The 16,928-nt window shown below is 56.6% G+C and carries 17 protein-coding genes and 1 tRNA gene; 7 read left to right on the top strand and 11 right to left on the bottom strand.

The genetic code is table 11. From position 1 onward, the window contains the following. The first annotated feature begins 151 nt into the window (after positions 1-151). Complete coding sequence (locus NW211_RS09420; protein ID WP_258327666.1) at positions 152-1,348, top strand: TPR end-of-group domain-containing protein; 1,197 nt, start codon at positions 152-154, stop codon at positions 1,346-1,348. A 302-nt stretch (positions 1,349-1,650) separates the two neighbouring features. Here the strand turns inward: NW211_RS09420 and NW211_RS09415 are convergent, their stop codons facing one another. Genes NW211_RS09415 through NW211_RS09400 form a run of 4 tightly spaced genes read right to left on the bottom strand, consistent with a single transcriptional unit; the run spans position 1,651 to position 4,103 of the window. After that, positions 1,651-2,232, bottom strand: a complete 582-nt coding sequence (locus NW211_RS09415) for a Maf-like protein (protein ID WP_087408447.1) — start codon at positions 2,230-2,232, stop codon at positions 1,651-1,653. Positions 2,233-2,254: 22 nt separating this feature from the next. Further along, entirely contained in the window at positions 2,255-2,779 is a 525-nt protein-coding gene (locus tag NW211_RS09410; RefSeq protein ID WP_258327665.1) for an HAD family hydrolase, read from the bottom strand. Then, the gene (locus NW211_RS09405; protein ID WP_258327664.1) at positions 2,776-3,561 is read right to left on the bottom strand and encodes a Rossmann-like and DUF2520 domain-containing protein; all 786 of its coding nucleotides are present in this window, start codon (positions 3,559-3,561) and stop codon (positions 2,776-2,778) included. The genes NW211_RS09410 and NW211_RS09405 overlap by 4 nt, the downstream gene beginning before the upstream one ends. Positions 3,562-3,572: 11 nt before the next feature. Beyond that, positions 3,573-4,103, bottom strand: a complete 531-nt coding sequence (locus NW211_RS09400; RefSeq protein WP_087408449.1) for a nitroreductase family protein — start codon at positions 4,101-4,103, stop codon at positions 3,573-3,575. A gap of 256 nt (positions 4,104-4,359) precedes the next feature. Between NW211_RS09400 and NW211_RS09395 the strand changes: the two genes are divergently transcribed. After that, entirely contained in the window at positions 4,360-6,774 is a 2,415-nt protein-coding gene (locus NW211_RS09395) for a TonB-dependent receptor (RefSeq protein WP_258327663.1), read from the top strand. A 9-nt stretch (positions 6,775-6,783) separates the two neighbouring features. On the opposite strand, the gene NW211_RS09390 is transcribed toward NW211_RS09395, so the two are convergent. Continuing rightward, the gene (locus NW211_RS09390) at positions 6,784-7,296 is read right to left on the bottom strand and encodes a DUF308 domain-containing protein (RefSeq protein ID WP_258327662.1); all 513 of its coding nucleotides are present in this window, start codon (positions 7,294-7,296) and stop codon (positions 6,784-6,786) included. Positions 7,297-7,569: 273 nt separating this feature from the next. Between NW211_RS09390 and NW211_RS09385 the strand changes: the two genes are divergently transcribed. Continuing rightward, on the top strand, positions 7,570-8,538 hold the full coding sequence (locus tag NW211_RS09385) for a diacylglycerol kinase family protein (RefSeq protein WP_258327661.1): 969 nt from the start codon (positions 7,570-7,572) through the stop codon (positions 8,536-8,538). Positions 8,539-8,590: 52 nt separating this feature from the next. On the opposite strand, the gene NW211_RS09380 is transcribed toward NW211_RS09385, so the two are convergent. After that, positions 8,591-9,097 carry a metallophosphoesterase gene (locus NW211_RS09380; RefSeq protein ID WP_258327660.1) on the bottom strand — a complete coding sequence of 169 codons (507 nt, stop codon included), beginning with the start codon at positions 9,095-9,097 and terminating at the stop codon, positions 8,591-8,593. An 89-nt stretch (positions 9,098-9,186) separates the two neighbouring features. On the opposite strand from NW211_RS09380, the gene NW211_RS09375 reads away from it, so the two are divergent. Continuing rightward, a tRNA-Gly gene (locus NW211_RS09375) sits at positions 9,187-9,259 on the top strand. A gap of 364 nt (positions 9,260-9,623) precedes the next feature. Here the strand turns inward: NW211_RS09375 and NW211_RS09370 are convergent. Then, a complete protein-coding gene (locus NW211_RS09370) occupies positions 9,624-11,168 on the bottom strand; it encodes a bifunctional GNAT family N-acetyltransferase/carbon-nitrogen hydrolase family protein (RefSeq protein ID WP_258327659.1) in 1,545 nt (514 codons plus the stop codon). 252 nt (positions 11,169-11,420) lie between these two features. On the opposite strand from NW211_RS09370, the gene NW211_RS09365 reads away from it, so the two are divergent. The 3 genes from NW211_RS09365 to NW211_RS09355 are packed head-to-tail and all read left to right on the top strand — an operon-like array spanning position 11,421 to position 12,959. Then, complete coding sequence (locus NW211_RS09365; protein ID WP_258327658.1) at positions 11,421-12,089, top strand: DUF6249 domain-containing protein; 669 nt, start codon at positions 11,421-11,423, stop codon at positions 12,087-12,089. Between the two features lie 14 nt (positions 12,090-12,103). Continuing rightward, positions 12,104-12,649, top strand: coding sequence for an RNA polymerase sigma factor (locus tag NW211_RS09360; RefSeq protein WP_258327657.1), 546 nt, complete (start codon positions 12,104-12,106; stop codon positions 12,647-12,649). Beyond that, complete coding sequence (locus NW211_RS09355; RefSeq protein WP_258327656.1) at positions 12,633-12,959, top strand: hypothetical protein; 327 nt, start codon at positions 12,633-12,635, stop codon at positions 12,957-12,959. The genes NW211_RS09360 and NW211_RS09355 overlap by 17 nt, the downstream gene beginning before the upstream one ends. Before the next feature lie 89 nt (positions 12,960-13,048). Here the strand turns inward: NW211_RS09355 and NW211_RS09350 are convergent, their stop codons facing one another. From NW211_RS09350 to NW211_RS09335, 4 genes are read right to left on the bottom strand one after another with little or no spacing between them, the layout of a single operon-like run. Further along, a complete protein-coding gene (locus NW211_RS09350; protein ID WP_258327655.1) occupies positions 13,049-13,807 on the bottom strand; it encodes a LytTR family DNA-binding domain-containing protein in 759 nt (252 codons plus the stop codon). 18 nt (positions 13,808-13,825) lie between these two features. Then, positions 13,826-14,893: a sensor histidine kinase gene (locus NW211_RS09345; protein WP_258327654.1), complete on the bottom strand. Its 1,068-nt coding sequence runs from the start codon at positions 14,891-14,893 to the stop codon at positions 13,826-13,828. A gap of 37 nt (positions 14,894-14,930) precedes the next feature. Beyond that, positions 14,931-16,151, bottom strand: a complete 1,221-nt coding sequence (locus NW211_RS09340; protein ID WP_258327653.1) for an ABC transporter permease — start codon at positions 16,149-16,151, stop codon at positions 14,931-14,933. Positions 16,152-16,164: 13 nt separating this feature from the next. Next, complete coding sequence (locus NW211_RS09335; RefSeq protein ID WP_087408460.1) at positions 16,165-16,911, bottom strand: ABC transporter ATP-binding protein; 747 nt, start codon at positions 16,909-16,911, stop codon at positions 16,165-16,167. Between the last annotated feature and the right edge of the window lie 17 nt (positions 16,912-16,928).

Genomic DNA, 16,928 nt, shown 5'->3' with positions numbered 1-16,928 from the left:
GTGTCGCGCCTCTCTTCTATTGTGGTATCGCCCCGTACGGCGATGCGGGGACCAATAGGATAAACGCTATTTGTCTAAAAAAAACGAGAAAAAGTTGTAACAAATACGATATATTTGCGTCTCATCTATATACGAACAAACATACGAGTCTATGAAACGATTTTTGTGGCTGATGCTTTTGCCCCTCTGTTTCGGGAGTTGGGCTGCCGAGAGAGAATGGAATGCCGATAGCGTGCAGGTGTATTACGAGAGCCAGGTGCAGCCGGTGATACAGAAAAGTTGGAAGAACTACAATCTGATCGAGAAGACCTACCGGCAGTTTTTCGACCGTTGCAAGTCGTTGCCCGACTCGGTAATCGACCAGAGTTCGTGGTGTTTCACCGAGGCCTATTACAACCTGGCCTGCTGCCTCTCGCTCAAGGGGCGCAAGCGGGCGGCTATCGATGCCTTCGAGCAGGCTATCCGGCATGGTTACTACGACTATGCCCATGCCCGGCAGGATACCGACCTGGACAATATCCGGGGCGACAAGCGTTTTCAGCGGCTCCTGGCCCAGTTGCGCGAGGTGGGCGATTTCAACTACATACTCCGCAAGTCGCCCGGCTATGACAACACCGCCTCTACCGACTCGCTGCCGGCCTTTACCTATATGGAGCCCAACGACAGCAACCTGGTGCGGGTGCGCCGCTACTTCAACCTCGACAGCATTGCGGGTGCGGGCGACGAAATCTCGAAAATCAAGAACTTGCTGTTGTGGGTACACAACACCATCCGTCACGACGGGTCGTCATACAATCCCAAGGTGAAGAATGCCATTGCCATCTACGAAATCTGCAAGCGCGAAGACCGGGGTGTCAACTGCCGCATGATGGCGCAGATGCTCAATGAGTGCTATCTGGCCATGGGCTTCAAGTCGCGCTATGTCACCTGCCTGCCCAAGAGCTATATCAACGACTGCCACGTCATCAACGCCGTCTACTCCTGCACCCTCGACAAGTGGGTGTGGGTAGACCCCACCTGGGGCGCCTATGTGATGGACGAGGAGGGCAATCTGCTTGGCCTCTCGGAGGTGCGCGACCGGTTGAAAACGGGCCAGTTCGTCACGGTGAACGAGGATGCCAACTGGAATCATCAAGTGGCTTGCACGACCGATTACTACCTGAACTACTACATGAGCAAGAACCTCTATTATCTGCAATGTTCCGATATTAGCGGTTTCGACAACGAGACCCGTATCGAGGGAAAAGTGATGCCGCGCTACGTCACCCTCTCGCCCGAGGGCGAACCCTATGACAACTCGTTCAGCACCTCGAACGAGGCTTGGTTCTGGGCATCGCCTTATAAATGATGCGGTTAGTTGCCCCACATCGAAATACGGGGGCCAGCTTTTGGAATATGGAGAGGAGAGTATCTCTTGCCGGTATTCCTGCCCGGGTATTTTCTGGATTCCGCGTCGGGGCGCGGAATGACGTGTGTGTCACCCCGCACCGTGATGTGGGGTCCAGAAGGTGAAGTCGAGGGAATAGGCTTTTGCCGGTAATTTTCGGTTATTCCTGGATACCGCGTCGTAGCGCGGTATGACGTGCGTGTCCCCCGCACCTCGATGCGGGGTCCAGAAGAGAGCCGTTTGGTATTTTTGTGGGATGACTCTTAGAATCTCTTCAACTCGGTGTAGAGCCGCTGGATAGGCAGCCCCATTACGTTGTAGTAGCTGCCGTGCAACCCGGTCACACCGATGTAGCCAATCCACTCCTGTACGCCATAGGCGCCGGCCTTGTCGAGCGGGCGGTAGCGGTCTACGTAGTAGTCTATTTCGTCGTCGGTGAGGGGGGCGAAGTCGACCTCGGTCGATACGGCAAAGGAGATTTGCTTCTGCATCGAGGTGAGCGTAACCCCGGTGATGACGGTGTGCGTCTTACCCGAGAGGGCCCGCAGCATGGCTTTGGCATCGGCCAGATCGTGCGGCTTGCCATAGACCCGGCCGTCGAGCCAGACGATGGTATCGGCCGTGATGAGCAGCGTGTTTTCTTTCATCTGGCTGCGATAGGCGGCCGCCTTCTCCTGCGAGATGTAGAGCGGAATCTCTTCACCCGAGAGGGTAGCGGGGTACGACTCGTCCACCTCGGGCAGAGCCGTTACGCGGTATTCGATGTCGAGCCCGGCCAGGAGCTCGCGGCGACGTGGCGAGTTGCTCGCCAGCAGTATTTCGTATTTCTGGAGATTCGATAACATAGTCAATCGTTTTTTCTGAGGTTTACCAGCCGAACGCCTTTTCGTCGGCCATCCATTTGCCTTGGGCGCGCAGCACCTGTTCGATGATGTCGCGGCCACAACCCATCCCGCCGCAGAGGGGCGAAACGTAGCGGGCAATCTGTTTGATTTCGGGTGCCGCATCGGCCGGGCAGGCGGGCAGACCGGCTACCTGCATCACCTCGTAGTCGGGGATATCGTCGCCCATGTACATCACCTCGTCGGCTTGCAGGCCGCACTCGGCGAGCCACTGTTCGAATATCTTGATTTTCACGGCCACGCCCATGTAGACGTGCGAGAGGCCCAGCCCCTCGAAGCGTTTGCGCACCGCCTCGGTGCGTCCGCCGGTGATGATGGCCACGGGGTATCCCAGTTTGGCCGCCAGTTGCAAGGCATATCCGTCTTTGATGTTGATGACCCGCATGGGTTCGCCCGAGGGGTGCAGGGGTATGGAGTCGGACGACAGCACGCCGTCCACGTCGAAGGCAAAGGCTTTTATTTTTGTCAGGTCGAAATCGGTTCGGCTCATGGTTGTTTGGTTTTATCGGGGTTATGGATTTCGTGAATGCTGCGGCTCATCAGACTGTAAATCTCGCGCATCGTGGGGTCGGAGAGCAGTGCCTCCTGTTTGGCGATGATGTTGCGGTCGTATCGGATGGCCGGGCCCGTCTGGGCATCGAAGGGCGACATGTCGGCCACCTTGTCGGCCGTTTCTCGGATAAGGGGCAGCATCGCCTCGAAAGGCAGTCCGTGTTCCTGCAGGATGCGGTCGCATAGCACATAGAGGTGGTTGGTGAAGTTGCAGGCAAAGACGGCAGCCAGGTGCAGATACTTGCGTTGCTCCGAGTCGGCCCGGTAGACGCGGCCCGAGAGCCGGGCGGCCAGGTGGTACAGCAGGTCGGCATCGGCTTCGCTGTTGGCCTCGATGAAGAGGGGAATGTTGTCGAATGCCACCTCGCGCTCCTTGCTGAAGGTCTGCATGGGGTAGAAGACTCCGTAGCGGGTCGAGTAGGGGCAGAATATTTCGCAGTCTACACTGCCGGCCGTGTGTACCCACAGCCCGTTGTTGGCCGGCATACGGGCAAGTAGGTCGGGCAGTACCGAGTCCTTCACGGCGAAAATATAGAGGTCGCCGTCGGCAGGCAGACTGTTGAGGTCGGTCGTGTAGCGGCAGCGGGGCAACTGTTCGCCCAACCGCCGGGCCGACTCTTCGGTGCGGCTATATACCCACGCCGGGGCGAGACCCTTCTCCCGCAACACCAGTGCCAGCCTCGTAGCCAGGTTGCCGGCACCGATCAGGACTATCTTCATCGTTGCGTCGTTCATTCCCATTTGCCTATATGCACCTTTTCCCACATCATCTTCTCTTCGTCGAAGGGCTTGCGCTCCTCGTCCTTGTGGCCGATGGAGAGGATGCAGAGCACGCCCATCGTTTCGGGTATGCCCAGTATGCTGCGTACGATGTCTTCGGCCGGTTCGTCGTCGGCCCCGAATCGGTTGCGCACCTGAATCCAGCAGCTGCCCAGCCCCAGGTCGGCCGCTTGCAGTTGCATGAGTATGGCGGCAATCGAGGCATCCTCGACCCAGGTATCGGTAAGGGTCATGTCGGCCGTCACGACGATAGCCAAGGCAGCCCCTTCGACAGGCTTGGCTCCGGCCGTCTTGCAGGCAGCCAGGCGGGCCAGCACCTCTTTGTCTTCGACGGCGATAAACTCCCAAGGGGTACAGCGTTTCGACGAGGGGGCGAGCAGCCCGGCCTCGAGAATCAGCTTCACCGAGTCGGGCGACAGCGGTTGGTCGGTATACTTGCGGATGCTCCGGCGGTGCATCAACAGATCGTGCAGATTATTCATAAGGGTAATGTTTTTACGGTTTGTATTTCATGAATTGGAGGAGGTGACGTTCGGCCCCGGCTGTGTGGCGTACAGACGAGCGGGGACACGAGCCTGCATCTCTTCCAGTAGCAAAGATACAAAACCTAATGCTTACGCGGGGAATCTGCGAAAACTTTTTTCGCTACTTTTCGGCGGGCCGCATACTGAACGACGCTTTTTTGCGTTTATTAAATGTGCCTCTCGACAAACGGGGCACGTTGTGTATAGAATCCCGATGAAATACAAGATATTACTCCTTTTTGTCGCGATAGGTGCGGTGCTCGAGCTGGCGGCGCAAGGGCGTGTGAAACTCACGGGCCGGGTCTACGACAGCGACAACCAGCCTATCGAACTGGCTACGGTGCGTGTGGCGGGGACGACCATGGGCACGATGACCGACCTCAAGGGCGAGTATCAGCTCTCCATACCGGCGGGCGACTCGATTGTGGTCATCTACTCGTGCCTGGGCTACCGCGAGGAGCAGCGGCAGCTGCTCAACCTCACGAAAGATGTCTCGCTGTCGGTGCGGCTGAACAAGAACTCGAAGATGCTGAGCGAGGTGGTGGTGGCGACTCACCGCCGGCAGACCAGTACGCTGCAGACTATCGACACGAAGGACCTCAAGCTGATGCCCGATGCCTCGGGCGGCAGTATCGAGGCGATGCTCACCACCTTTGCCGGGGTCAACTCGAGCAACGAGTTGAGTTCGCAATACTCGGTGCGGGGCGGTAACTTCGACGAGAATATCGTCTACATCAACGGTATCGAGGTGTATCGTCCGCTCACGGTGCGGTCGGGACAGCAGGAGGGGTTGAGTATCATCAACCCCGATATGGTGGGGGCCGTAGGCTTTTCGTCGGGCGGTTTCTCGGCCGAGTATGGCGACAAGATGTCGTCGGTGCTCGATATTATCTACAAGCACCCCGAGGCTTTCGAGGGGTCGGTGTCGGCCAGCTTTCTGGGGGCCACCGCCTCGATTGGGCAGAGTACCAAGAAGTTCTCGCAACTGCACGGTATCCGCTACAAGACCAACTCCACCCTGTTGAGCTCGCTCGATACCAAGGGCGAATATGAGCCGTCGTTCTTCGATTATCAAACCTATCTCACCTATAAGTTCGCCCCCAAGTGGGAGGCTTCGTTCCTGGGCAACATTGCCATCAACGACTACAAGTTCACCCCCCACGAGCGCAATACCTCATTTGGTACGGCCACGAATGCCAAGCAGTTCAAGGTCTATTTCGACGGCGGGGAGCGCGACAAGTTCGAGACCTATTTCGGGGCTCTGTCGCTGAACTTCTTCCCCGACAAATATACCCAGTGGGCCTTGATGACCTCGGCCTTTGTCACCAACGAGCTGGTGACCTACGACATTTCGGGGCAATACTGGCTCGACGAGCTGGCTGATAACGGTGATGGCGAGGCTACCGAAAATACCGGTACGCTGGGCGTGGGCACCTATCACGAGCATGCCCGCAACCGACTCAAGGCCTCGGTGATTGCCACCTCGATCAAGGGGGCTACCAAGTTGGGACAGAACGAGCTGAAGTGGGGATTCACCCACCAGTACGAACAGATTTACGACCGCGTGCGCGAGTGGGAGATGCGCGACTCGGCCGGCTATTCGCTACCGCATACCGGGCAGTCGGTCGAGATGATTTACAACCTCTTTTCGAAGCAGGACATGGAGAGCCACCGCCTCTCGGCCTATCTGCAGGATACCTATCGGATGCGCACCTTGTGGGGGCGGCTCATCTTCACCGGTGGTGTGCGGGCCTCGTACTGGGGCTTCAACAAGGAGACGCTGGTGAGTCCGCGGGCCTCGATTACCTTCATCCCGGCCGCCAACGAGCAGATTACGGCCCGCCTGGCCGGCGGTCTCTATTACCAGGCCCCCTTCTACAAGGAGTTGCGCGACACGGTGTGCGATGCCTCCAACAATTACGTGGTGCAGTTGAACCGCAACATCAAGTCGCAACGCTCGATACACGTGGTGCTCGGCGGCGACTATTCGTTTCGGGCGTTGGACCGTCCGTTCAAATTCACGGCCGAACTCTACTACAAGAAACTCGATAACCTCATTCCCTACGAAATCGACAACCTGCGGGTGTGGTACAGCGGGCAGAACGAGGCCAAGGGCTACGCCGCCGGTATCGACCTGAAGCTCTTCGGGCAGTTTGTGCCCGGGGTCGACTCGTGGCTCACCTTCTCGCTGATGAAGACGCAGGAGGAAATCGGCGGCATCAAACTGCCCCGACCTACCGACCAGCGGTACAGCGTGGGGCTCTACTTCCAGGACTATGTGCCCCGCTTCCCCAAATACAAATTCAGCCTGCGGGCTATCCTGGCCGACGGTCTGCCGGTGGGTTCGCCCCGCAAGGGACGTCAGGCGGGCTACTTCAGGGCCCCGGCCTACAAGCGTATCGACATCGGAGCTTCGCGTCTGCTGGTGGGGGGCGAAGACAAACTCCTGCAGCGGGGTATCTTCCGCAACCTGAAAAGCGTGTGGATTGGTATCGACGTGTTCAACCTCTTCGACATCAGCAACGTGAACTCCTACTATTGGGTCACCGACATTACCAATGCCCAGTATGCCGTGCCCAACTACCTTACCCGCAGGCAGATAAACCTGCGTCTCTCCATCGACTTTTAATCGACTCGATTACCGCAGGCGAATGTAGTACATCAGGTCGGTGATGCCGTAGAGCAGTGTGGCCGCACCGAAGGTGGCGACAATGATGCGCTCGGTCGCCGAGAAGGGATTGACCAGAATCTCGATACCGATAAGCAGAACAATCACCGGCAGCAGATAGGAGAGCCACCCCGCCTTGCGCTTGATGGTCTTCTTCAGTGTGAGCAGATAGAGCAACTGGTAAACTCCGATTAAGATGAGTGCACCCCCCAGCACGTAGATGGTCACCCCGATGTACCAACTGGGCACCAGGATGAGCGAACACCCGAACAGCAGCAGGATGGCCGACATCACCGGGAACGGCAGGTGTTTATGGTCGCCGCTCAGCAGATAGAACAGAATGGTGTAGAGACTGGGTATCCCCACCAGGATACCGATAATGAAGAGTATGGTGGGCAGGGCGGCGTTGGGATAGAATATCAACAGCAACCCCACGGCGATAGAGGCGATGATACGGACCAGCGGATTTTGAAAAGCATTCATAAAACAGTATTCGAGATTAGTTGTTTGTATGTGATGTAACAACAGCAAAGGTAGCAAGATGTTTGTGAATAGCCTCGATAGTGAAACGCTATTTAACAGCCTTGCCTGCAGAAGCCGCGGCCGGAGTGTGTGAATTTGGGAATATTTATTAACTTTGTCCCCGCTGCGGTAAATCGCGGTCGAGCCGGGTCGCTTGGATGCGGCTGTGTCGACATCGATGCAAGAGGCTCCACACGAGAGGTTTACCTCTATTTTCGAAACAAAAAAGATGCTATGTCTGCACCGAAAAAAATCTTAGCCATCATAAATCCCATTTCGGGAACCAAAGATAAAGAGGAACTGCCTGCCTTGATCGACGAGGTGATAGACCCGTCGAAATACAGCGTGGAGTGCCGCTTCACCCAATATGCCGGCCATGCGGCCGAGATGACCCGTCAGGCTGTTGCCGACGGGGTAGATGTGGTGCTCTCGGTCGGGGGCGACGGTACCTGCAACGAGATTGCCCGCGAATTGATAAACACCCCCACGGCCCTGGCCATTGTGCCGGTGGGTTCGGGCAACGGGTTGGCCCGCCACCTGGGCATTTCGATGGATGCCCGCAAGGCACTCGAGATTGTCAACGACGGCGTGATTGCCGACCTCGACTACTGCACGGCCAACGGCCGCCCCTTCTTCTGTACTTGCGGGGTGGGGTTCGACGCGCTGGTGAGCCTCAAGTTTGCGCAGGGAAAACGTCGCGGCAAGCTGGCCTATGTGGCCAAGGCGCTCACCGAGTACCTCAAGTACAAGTCGGAGACCTATCAGATTGAGATGCCCGACGGTACTGTCACCGAGAAGGCCTTCCTCATTGCCTGCGGCAACGCCTCGCAATATGGCAACAACGCCTATATCGCCCCCCATGCCAGCATGCAGGACGGCAAAATAGACGTCACGGTGCTCATGCCCTTTACCCCCTTCGACACGGCGGGGTTGGCCCTGTTGCTCTTCACCAAGCATATCGACCAGGATGCCAACATCAAGAGCTTTACCACCGAGTCGCTCGTCATCAAGCGCGAGAAACCGGGGGCCATGCACCTCGATGGTGAGCCTGTCGAGATGGGTACCCGCATCGACATCCGCTGCTTCAAAGGCGGCCTGCGCGCCCTCATTCCGGCCGAGGACCCCAAGCGCTCCATCATCGAGCCCTTCGCCTCGGTATTCTGGGAGTTTATCGAGACCGTGCGTCAGGAGTTGAATATCTGATAGTTAGTTGTTATTCCATGAAGATGAGATTGTCGAGCGGCCGCAGACCGTGTTAGCCACCCTGCCTACGGTCGGCCAGTTCGATGACCTCGAGGTCTTTGATTTCGGCCCCGTCGATGACGAAGCGCACGAGGGTGCGTTTCTTGTGGAATCCGTACAGACCGGCGGCTCCGGGGTTGATATGAAGGCATTTCAGGGTTTTGTCGTAGAGTACCTTCAGGATGTGCGAGTGGCCCGAGATGAAGAGTTTGGGCGGATGAATGTAAATCTGGGGTATCACCTCGCGGGCATATTTGCCGGGGTATCCGCCGATGTGGGTCATCCACACGTCCACCCCCTCGATGGTAAACCGCTGGTGTTGCGGGTAGCGCAGGCGCAATTCGTGACCGTCGATGTTGCCATAGACGGCCCGGAAGGGCTTCAGCGCCTCGAAGCGGTCGGCCAGCTCGACCGAGCCGATGTCGCCCGCGTGCCAAATCTCGTCGCACTCGGCAAAATATTTCGCGTAACGGTTGTCCCACCAGGCGTGGGTATCGGATAACAGACCAATCTTTACCATGACTTCTTTTCTCAATTTAAGGGTAAAAGTACGGCAATAATTTGTAAAGTCGAAAAAAAACATCTACATTTGTCCCCACAGAAACAGATGCGGTAGTAGCTCAGTTGGTAGAGCATCAGCTTCCCAAGCTGAGGGTCGCGAGTTCGAGCCTCGTTTGCCGCTCTTTGAGAAGCCGGTTTGCATGCAGCAAGCCGGCTTTTTTTATATATTCATTCCGCCTGTCAATTCATAATTTTATGAATTGAGACGAGATATTGCCAATCTGGGGATTCATTTTTATATTTGTTGTGATTTTTCTTACGTTTAGTTAATATAATTAACAGTATAGTCACAATCTAAATATGACGTTGAACGGAGTTTCGCAGACTTCTGTCCTCAATTATATGATACGGGACAATAAGTTGTATCTCTCGCAAGGCGACGAGACTGTCGTGTATGTAAGGCGATAAACTTTGATCCGGAATATAGCAGCAGGGGATAGAATCGACGTTCTATCCCCTGCGTGCATATACTGGAAACACCGTGGTTATTCCTGACTTACCTTTTTCATCTTCACCTCGTAGAGGTCGCTGCGGCGGTCCTTGAGGTTGCGCACGCTGCCGTAGGTGTGGAGCTCGTTGAGCAGGTCGAGGTCGACGTCGGAGATGAGAATCATCTCGGTGTTGGGGGTAGCCTCGGCACGGCGTCCGTCGGTGGGGAAGGCGAAGTCGCAGGGGGTGAAGACACCCGACTGGGCATACTGGATGTCCATGTTGTGCACCTTGGGCAAGTTGCCTACACTACCGGCAATGACCACGAAGCACTCGTTTTCGATGGCGCGGGCCTGGGCGCAGACGCGCACGCGCGAATAGGCATTCTGCGTGTCCGTGAGGAAGGGGACGAAGAGTATTTGCATGCCCTCGCCGGCCATGATGCGCGACAGCTCGGGGAACTCGACATCGTAGCAGATGAGCACGCCTATCTTGGCGCAGTCGGTCTCGAAGGTGCGGATGGCTTTGCCGCCGTTCAATCCCCAGCACTTCATTTCGTCGGGGGTGACGTGCAGTTTCTCGTACATCTCGTAGGTACCGTCGCGACGGCACAGGTAGCCGATGTTGTAGAGCAGTCCGTCCTCTTTGATGAGGGGCATGCTGCCGGTGATGATATTGATGTTGTAGCGGATGGCCAGGTTGATGAACCGCTCGCGTATCTCGTCGGTGTACTGGGCCAGACCGCGGATGGCCTCCGACTCGCTCTCGTCGTTGAAGCGGGCCATGAGGGGGGCGTTGAAGTATTCGGGGAAGAGCACGAAGTCGCTCTGGTAGCTGCTCACCGAGTCGACGAAGAACTCGACCTGTTCGAAGAGGTCGTCGAGCGTCTTGTAGCTGCGCATCTGCCACTGCACGAGTCCCACCCGCACGGTCGTCTTGGGCGAGATATACTCTTCGGTAGGCTCCTGGTAGTAGATGTTGTCCCACTGGAGCAGGCAGGCGAAATGTTTCGACTCCTCGTCGTTGGGCAGGTAGTTGCGCATCACCTTGCGCACGTGGAAGTCGTTGGAGAGCTGGAAGAGCAGTACCGGGTCGAATATCTCGCGCTTGCGCACCTTGTCGATGTACTCTTTGGGGCGCATGTGGTCGGCATACTTGTGGTAGTTGGGCAGCCGGCCGCCAAACATGATGGCCTTGAGGTTGAGTTTCTCGCACAGCTCCTTGCGGTATTCATACATACGGCGGGCGAGCCGCAGGCCGCGGTAGTCGGGGTGCACGAATACCTCGATGCCGTAGAGGATGTTACCCTTGCGGGTGTGGGTGTTGAAGGTTTCGTTGCCGGTCACCTGAGCATAGGTGTGGTCGTTTTTCACATCGTTGTAGTTGACGATGATCGAGAGGGCGCATCCCACGATTTTGCCATCGACCACGGTCACGATCTGCCCTTCGGGGAAGATGCGGATGAGTTTGTCTATCTGTTCGGGGGTCCAGAACACGTCGCTGCCGTCGGCATAGACACGGGTGAACGAGTTGGCCAACTGGTCGTAGTCTTCGCGTTGCAGATTACGAATCTCGACTTTATTGATCTCTTTGGGTTTCATAGCTTCGTTATTTGTTTCGCGGTGCAAAATTACCGCTTTTTTGCGGGCATTGGTTGCTTGTGGCCCTATTTTCTTGGATTATGAGTAAATTTGTTGTGCCTCGGGCGGGGGCTGATGCCCTGTCGAGAAATTTTTTTGAAAAAAATCGGGGGTGTCTGCAACCTGCCGGGGGGTGACTTGCGTCTAATGGTTGAATTTCCGGAAAGAGAGATGAACAAAAAAATGATACATAAATTAAAAACAGATAGCAAGATGAAACGATTTGTAATGACAGCGCTCCTTTCACTCGTGTTGTGGACGGGCGCAACTGTAATGGCACAGACCGGGAATGTGAACCCGACTTCAAAACCGACAGCAGCCGTGGCTGCGGCGACGACCGAAAGCGATACTCTTGGCGACATGAACGAGACCGAAGCCTACAAGGTGCGTATGGCCGAGATTGAGCTGGAAAAACAACGGTCTTTGATGCATTATGAGGCCGATGCCGAGGATATTCTCGATGCGATTGTCCCAGTGTTGGGCATAACCGTTCCCTTCCTGTTTGCCTTCCTGATTATCTTCTTCTTTATCTACTACCGCAACAAGAAGCAGAAGGCCCACTATCAGGTTATCGAGAAGGCCATCGAGGCCGGGCGTGAGTTGCCCGACGGATTTTTCGAGTCGCCCCGGTCGCGACAGGCTCGCCCCGACAAGCTGGTGACCCTCAACCAGGGCTTGGTATTCCTGGGTATCGGTTTGGGCTTTGCCATCTGGAGCATTGTGTTGTGGAGTATCAACGGTACCGAAGAGTTTGGCGATGGCGTGGGAATCTTCCTGTTGGGATTGGCGGCCATCTTTATTCTGGTGGGTGCGGGCAAACTGATACTCTATCGGGTATCGTCGCGCCCCGATAACGATCACACCGATAATCAACCCGAATAACCGGCCTCGACACGATGGAGAAGACCGAGGATATGATGTGGGTGGCACGTTGCGCCCTGCTGGACGACCGCAAGGCTTTTGCCTCGCTGGTCGATAAATACCAGGGGCGGGTGAAGCGCTTCTTTCTGAGCCTCACCGGTGGCGACGAATCGCTCAGCGATGACCTGGCGCAGGAGACCTTCATCAAGGTCTATTACCACCTGCGCAGCTACAAGGGTCTCTCCTCGTTCTCGACCTGGCTCTTCAGGGTGGCCTACAACCTCTACTACGACGAGTTGCGCAAGCGGGGCGACCGCTACTTCGAGCCTTTGGACGAGGCGGCGGCGATACCCCAGTCGCCCGAGCCGGTAGACCGTCGGCTCGACATGACCCAGGCTCTGTCGATACTGCGTCCCGAGGAACGTACGGTCGTTACCCTCTACTTCGTCGAGGATATGGCCATCGCCCGCATCGCCGCGGTGACGGGTATGCCCGAGGGGACCGTCAAGTCGTACCTCTCGCGCGCCAAACAAAAATTAGGAGAATATTTAAAGAAAAACGGATATGAAAGAGTGGAATGACGACCAGTGGCGGGAGCTTTTCGACCGACACACTCCCCAACCCCGGCACGACCGGTGGTTTACCCGCCGGGTGATGAACCGACTGCCGCGCAAGCGGTGGAGCCTCGAGGCGAAGATTTCGCTGGTGGTTCTGGTGCTGATATTGCTCATCTGCACGGCCTTGTGTGTAGCTTTTGCCCGCGAGCTGACAGCGAACCCCTGCTGGAACTGTGCCGGTACCTGGGTGATGTATGGAGCCCTGACGGCGGCCTGTATCCTCTTCGCCGCGCAGCTGAACTCTTTCTTCCGCTCGATTTACGACGCTTCCTGAAACTGAAATAAATTTAAGTAAACAAGCCAAGGAGCAGACGTCCCGTTGCCGGGGTGCCTGCTCCTTGTGTGGTTTATGGCGAGCATCGTTCAACCCTGCGACTTGCCGGCGATGGGCGAGTGGCGGGCGATGAACTCGGCAAACGACTCCTTGTAGGTGTCGGAGATGGGGATATACTCCTTGCCGAAGACGATGCGGTTGCGGTCGATCATTTTGATTTTGCATCCCTGCACGATGAACGAGCGGTGCACCCGGATGAACTGCCCCTCGGGCAGCATCTCTTCGAGCGACTTGAGGCTCAGCAGCGAGAGGATGGGGTGCGGCTCGCCTTCGAGATAAATCTTCACATAATCTTTCAATCCCTCGATGTAGAGAATCTTGTCGAGGGGTATCTGCTTGAGCTTGTAGTCGCTCTTGACAAAGATATAGGGGCTTGCCGCCGGCGATTCGGCCGGGGTAGTCGGGGCATTGGCGGTGTTCCCCTCCGACAGCTCGAACCATTGCAGCGCCTTTTGTGCCGCCTTGAGGAAATCGGCATAGGCGATGGGCTTGAGCAGGTAGTCGATGGCGTTGACCTTGTAGCTGTCTACGGCATATTGCCCGAAGGCGGTGGTAAAGACAATGCGGCTGCGCCCCTCGATCATGTGCGAGAACTCCATGCCGTCGAGCTCGGGCATCTGTATGTCGAGGAAGATGAGGTCGATGTCGCCCCGCGAAACCCGCTCGACAGCCTGCACGGCCGAGTTGAACGAGGCTTCCAGTTGCAGGAAGGGGGTACGCTTGACATAACTCTCCAGCAGTTCGATGGCCAGAGGCTCGTCGTCGATAATACAGCATTTCAGTATCATAGTCTCCACGTATTTGGGTTAGTTCAAGTCGATGGTGAGCGACGAGCGGTAGACCCGTGTGTCGCTATCGGCATGCAGGGTGTACTTGCCGGGGTAGAGCAGTTCGAGCTGTCGCGAGAGGTTTTTGAGCCCGATGCCCGAGCCGCTTTTGTCGTTCTCGTTTTTGGGGAAGCAGCTGTTCTCGATGCGGCACTCGATGACACCGGGCGAGGGTTCGCGCATGACGATGGTCACAAACGAGGGTTCGGTGGCGCTGGTGCCGTGCTTGAAGGCATTCTCGATGAGGGTGATGAAGAGCAGCGGAGCAATCTGGTATCCCCGGCACAACCCTTGGGGCATATCGACCTCGACCTTCACGTGGCGGGCGAGCCGAAGCCGCATCAGCTCGATGTAGTTGTGGTTAAACTCCAGCTCTTTCTCCATGGGAACATAGGCCTGAGCATTTTCATAGAGTACATAGCGCAGCATCTTGCTCAACTCGAGCACGGCACTCTGCGCCCGGTCGGGGCTGATGGCGATGAGCGAGTAGATGTTGTTGAGGGTATTGAAGAGGAAGTGCGGGTTGAGCTGGTTCTTCAGGTTCTTCAACTCGGCCTCGGTGCGCTCCTGCTCCAGTTGCTTGCGCTCCTTCTCGGTGACAATCCACTTCTGCGTCATCTTGATGGCTACGCTCAATCCCACCATCAGAGCCAGGGTGATGGAATCCTGCCACTGCATGAGCCCCGGCCGTGGAGGACGAGGACCGCCCGGCCGCCTGAACAGGAACTCGTCGGGGATAATCATGCGGTGTACCAGATAGATGGCCACATTGGCTACCACGATGAGCAGCACGTTGTAGAGGATAAACTGTACCGGCTTTTTACGGAACAGCACCCGGTCGATAAGCCACAGATAGTTGATGTAGAAGATGACCGCGATGCAGATGGGCTGGATATAGAACTTCATGAGGCTGAAGTTGCGTATGCGCCCCATACTCTCGAACCGCTCGATGAAGAGGAGCGGGAAGAGAAAGACAATCGTCCATGCAATGGCATGGATGAAGAGGGGATTCCATCGGAGGCGTATATGTTGCCGGTTGGGTGTCATGGTACAAAGATAAAGATTTTGAGTATAAGAATGTCGATTATTCATAACGAATAGCTTCAATGGGGTCGAGGTTGGCGGCTTTGCGGGCCGGGTACCAGCCGAAGAATATGCCGGTGAAGGTACATACCAGGAAGGAGAGTATCACCGAATAGGCCTGGATGTAGACCGGCCAGTTGAATACGAGGTTGACCACCATCGATGCTCCCACACCCAGCAGCACCCCGATGATGCCGCCCGTGACGCTGATGAGCACCGCCTCGATGAGGAACTGGGCCAGGATGTCGATGCCCCGGGCTCCGATCGACATGCGCAGCCCGATTTCGCGGGTGCGCTCCGTTACCGATACATACATGATGTTCATGATGCCGATACCGCCCACCAGCAGCGAGATACCGGCGATACAGGCGAGCAGGATGGTCATCATGTCGGTAGTCGAGCTCATCATCGAGCTCATCTCCTCTTGCGACCGTATTTCGAAGTCGTCGTCTTCGCCCTCCTTGATTTTGTGATTCTTGCGCAGAATCTGGGTAATCTCGTTGATAGCCTGCGGGGTGAGTTCCTCGGTCAGGGCCGAGCAGAAGATGCCTTGCAGGTAGGTGATGGCCAGTACCCGCTTCTGCACCGTGGTGTAGGGGGCCAGCACCATGTCGTCCTGGTCCATGCCCATGCTGTTGTAGCCCTTGGGGGTGAGGGTTCCCACAATCTTGAGCGGTATCTTGTTGAACCGTATCACCTTGCCGATAGGGTTCTCGCCGTTGGGGAAGAGGTTGTCGATGATGGTCTGTCCCACCAGGCAGACTTTGGCCGAGGTGAGCACGTCTTGCGGGGTGAACATGCTGCCCTCGTCGATGGAGAATTTGCGTATCTCGAGGTAGTCTTCGGTCACGCCGTAGATGGTGCTGGGGTAGTTGTTGGCCCCGTAGATGAACTGCCCGCTGCTGCTGACCGAGGGCGAGCAGGCCGACACATATTCGGTGCCGTCGAGAATGTCCTGGTAGTCGTTGAGCTTGAGGGTCTGCATCGACGAGGCATCCTGCCGCACGCCGCCCCGCTCCATGTTGCCGGGGTGAATCATAATCATGTTCGACCCCATTTCGGCAATCTGGGCCCGGATGCTCCGCTTCGACCCTTGCCCGATGGCCAGCATGGTAATCACCGACGCTACGCCGATGATGATGCCCAGCATCGTGAGGAAGCATCGCATCTTATTATTGTTGAGCGCCTTGAGCGCTATCTTGGTGAGATTGGTCAGATTCATAGTCGTTTGTTCCTTAATCGCTTTCTACCGGTAGTTTTTTCAGCATCTCCAGGGCCGAGGCCGGATGGTCGTTGGGGGTGTCGCTGATGATTTTCCCGTCGCGCAGCACGATGTTGCGGCTGCTGTAGGCCGAGAGTTCGGGGTTGTGCGTGACGAAAATGATGGTGCGTCCCCGGTCGTGCAGCTCCTGGAAGAGAACCAGAATCTCGAACGAGGTGCGGGTGTCGAGGTTACCGGTAGCCTCGTCGGCCAGAATGATGACTGGGTCGTTTACCAAAGCCCGGGCAATGGCCACACGTTGCTGCTGTCCGCCCGACATCTGGTTCGACTTGTGGTTTTTCCGTTCGGCCAGTCCCACGGCATCGAGTGCCCTGGAGGCCAGTTCGTGCCGCTCGCGGGCCGAGATGGCCGAGTTGTACATGAGGGGCAGCTCCACGTTTTCGAGGGCGGTCGTCTTGGGCAGCAGGTTGTAAGACTGGAATACGAAACCAATCTTGCGGTTGCGCAGCACCGACCGCTCGTTTTTGCCCATGCTCCGTACCGGGATGCCGTCGAGGTAGTATTCGCCCGAGGTGGGGGTGTCGAGGCAGCCCAGAATGTTGAGCAAGGTCGACTTGCCCGAGCCGCTGGTGCCCATGATGGTCACGAACTCGCCGGCGTTGATGGTGAAGCTCACCCCCCGCAGGGCGTGTACCGTCTCGTTACCCACGATAAAGTTGCGCCGTATGTTCTCCAGACGTATGATCTCTTTTGTTGCCATGCTGTCGGTTTCCTTTC

Origin of the sequence: Barnesiella sp. ET7 (assembly GCF_024733785.1) — a bacterium.
Taxonomy (GTDB): Bacteria; Bacteroidota; Bacteroidia; order Bacteroidales; family Barnesiellaceae; genus Barnesiella; species Barnesiella merdigallinarum.
The sequence above is the reverse complement of the archived record's forward strand: the minus strand, read 5'-3'. Positions and strand labels throughout refer to the sequence as shown.

Coding starts and splice junctions, on each gene's coding strand:
- NW211_RS09340 (WP_258327653.1), bottom strand. CDS start 16,151: ATGAATCTGACCAATCTCACCAAGATAGCGCTCAAGGCGCTCAACAAT.
- NW211_RS09395 (WP_258327663.1), top strand. CDS start 4,360: ATGAAATACAAGATATTACTCCTTTTTGTCGCGATAGGTGCGGTGCTC.
- NW211_RS09410 (WP_258327665.1), bottom strand. CDS start 2,779: ATGAGCCGAACCGATTTCGACCTGACAAAAATAAAAGCCTTTGCCTTC.
- NW211_RS09350 (WP_258327655.1), bottom strand. CDS start 13,807: ATGATACTGAAATGCTGTATTATCGACGACGAGCCTCTGGCCATCGAA.
- NW211_RS09345 (WP_258327654.1), bottom strand. CDS start 14,893: ATGACACCCAACCGGCAACATATACGCCTCCGATGGAATCCCCTCTTC.
- NW211_RS09390 (WP_258327662.1), bottom strand. CDS start 7,296: ATGAATGCTTTTCAAAATCCGCTGGTCCGTATCATCGCCTCTATCGCC.
- NW211_RS09355 (WP_258327656.1), top strand. CDS start 12,633: ATGAAAGAGTGGAATGACGACCAGTGGCGGGAGCTTTTCGACCGACAC.
- NW211_RS09405 (WP_258327664.1), bottom strand. CDS start 3,561: ATGAAGATAGTCCTGATCGGTGCCGGCAACCTGGCTACGAGGCTGGCA.
- NW211_RS09360 (WP_258327657.1), top strand. CDS start 12,104: ATGGAGAAGACCGAGGATATGATGTGGGTGGCACGTTGCGCCCTGCTG.
- NW211_RS09385 (WP_258327661.1), top strand. CDS start 7,570: ATGTCTGCACCGAAAAAAATCTTAGCCATCATAAATCCCATTTCGGGA.
- NW211_RS09365 (WP_258327658.1), top strand. CDS start 11,421: ATGAAACGATTTGTAATGACAGCGCTCCTTTCACTCGTGTTGTGGACG.
- NW211_RS09420 (WP_258327666.1), top strand. CDS start 152: ATGAAACGATTTTTGTGGCTGATGCTTTTGCCCCTCTGTTTCGGGAGT.
- NW211_RS09400 (WP_087408449.1), bottom strand. CDS start 4,103: ATGAATAATCTGCACGATCTGTTGATGCACCGCCGGAGCATCCGCAAG.
- NW211_RS09380 (WP_258327660.1), bottom strand. CDS start 9,097: ATGGTAAAGATTGGTCTGTTATCCGATACCCACGCCTGGTGGGACAAC.
- NW211_RS09415 (WP_087408447.1), bottom strand. CDS start 2,232: ATGTTATCGAATCTCCAGAAATACGAAATACTGCTGGCGAGCAACTCG.
- NW211_RS09335 (WP_087408460.1), bottom strand. CDS start 16,911: ATGGCAACAAAAGAGATCATACGTCTGGAGAACATACGGCGCAACTTT.
- NW211_RS09370 (WP_258327659.1), bottom strand. CDS start 11,168: ATGAAACCCAAAGAGATCAATAAAGTCGAGATTCGTAATCTGCAACGC.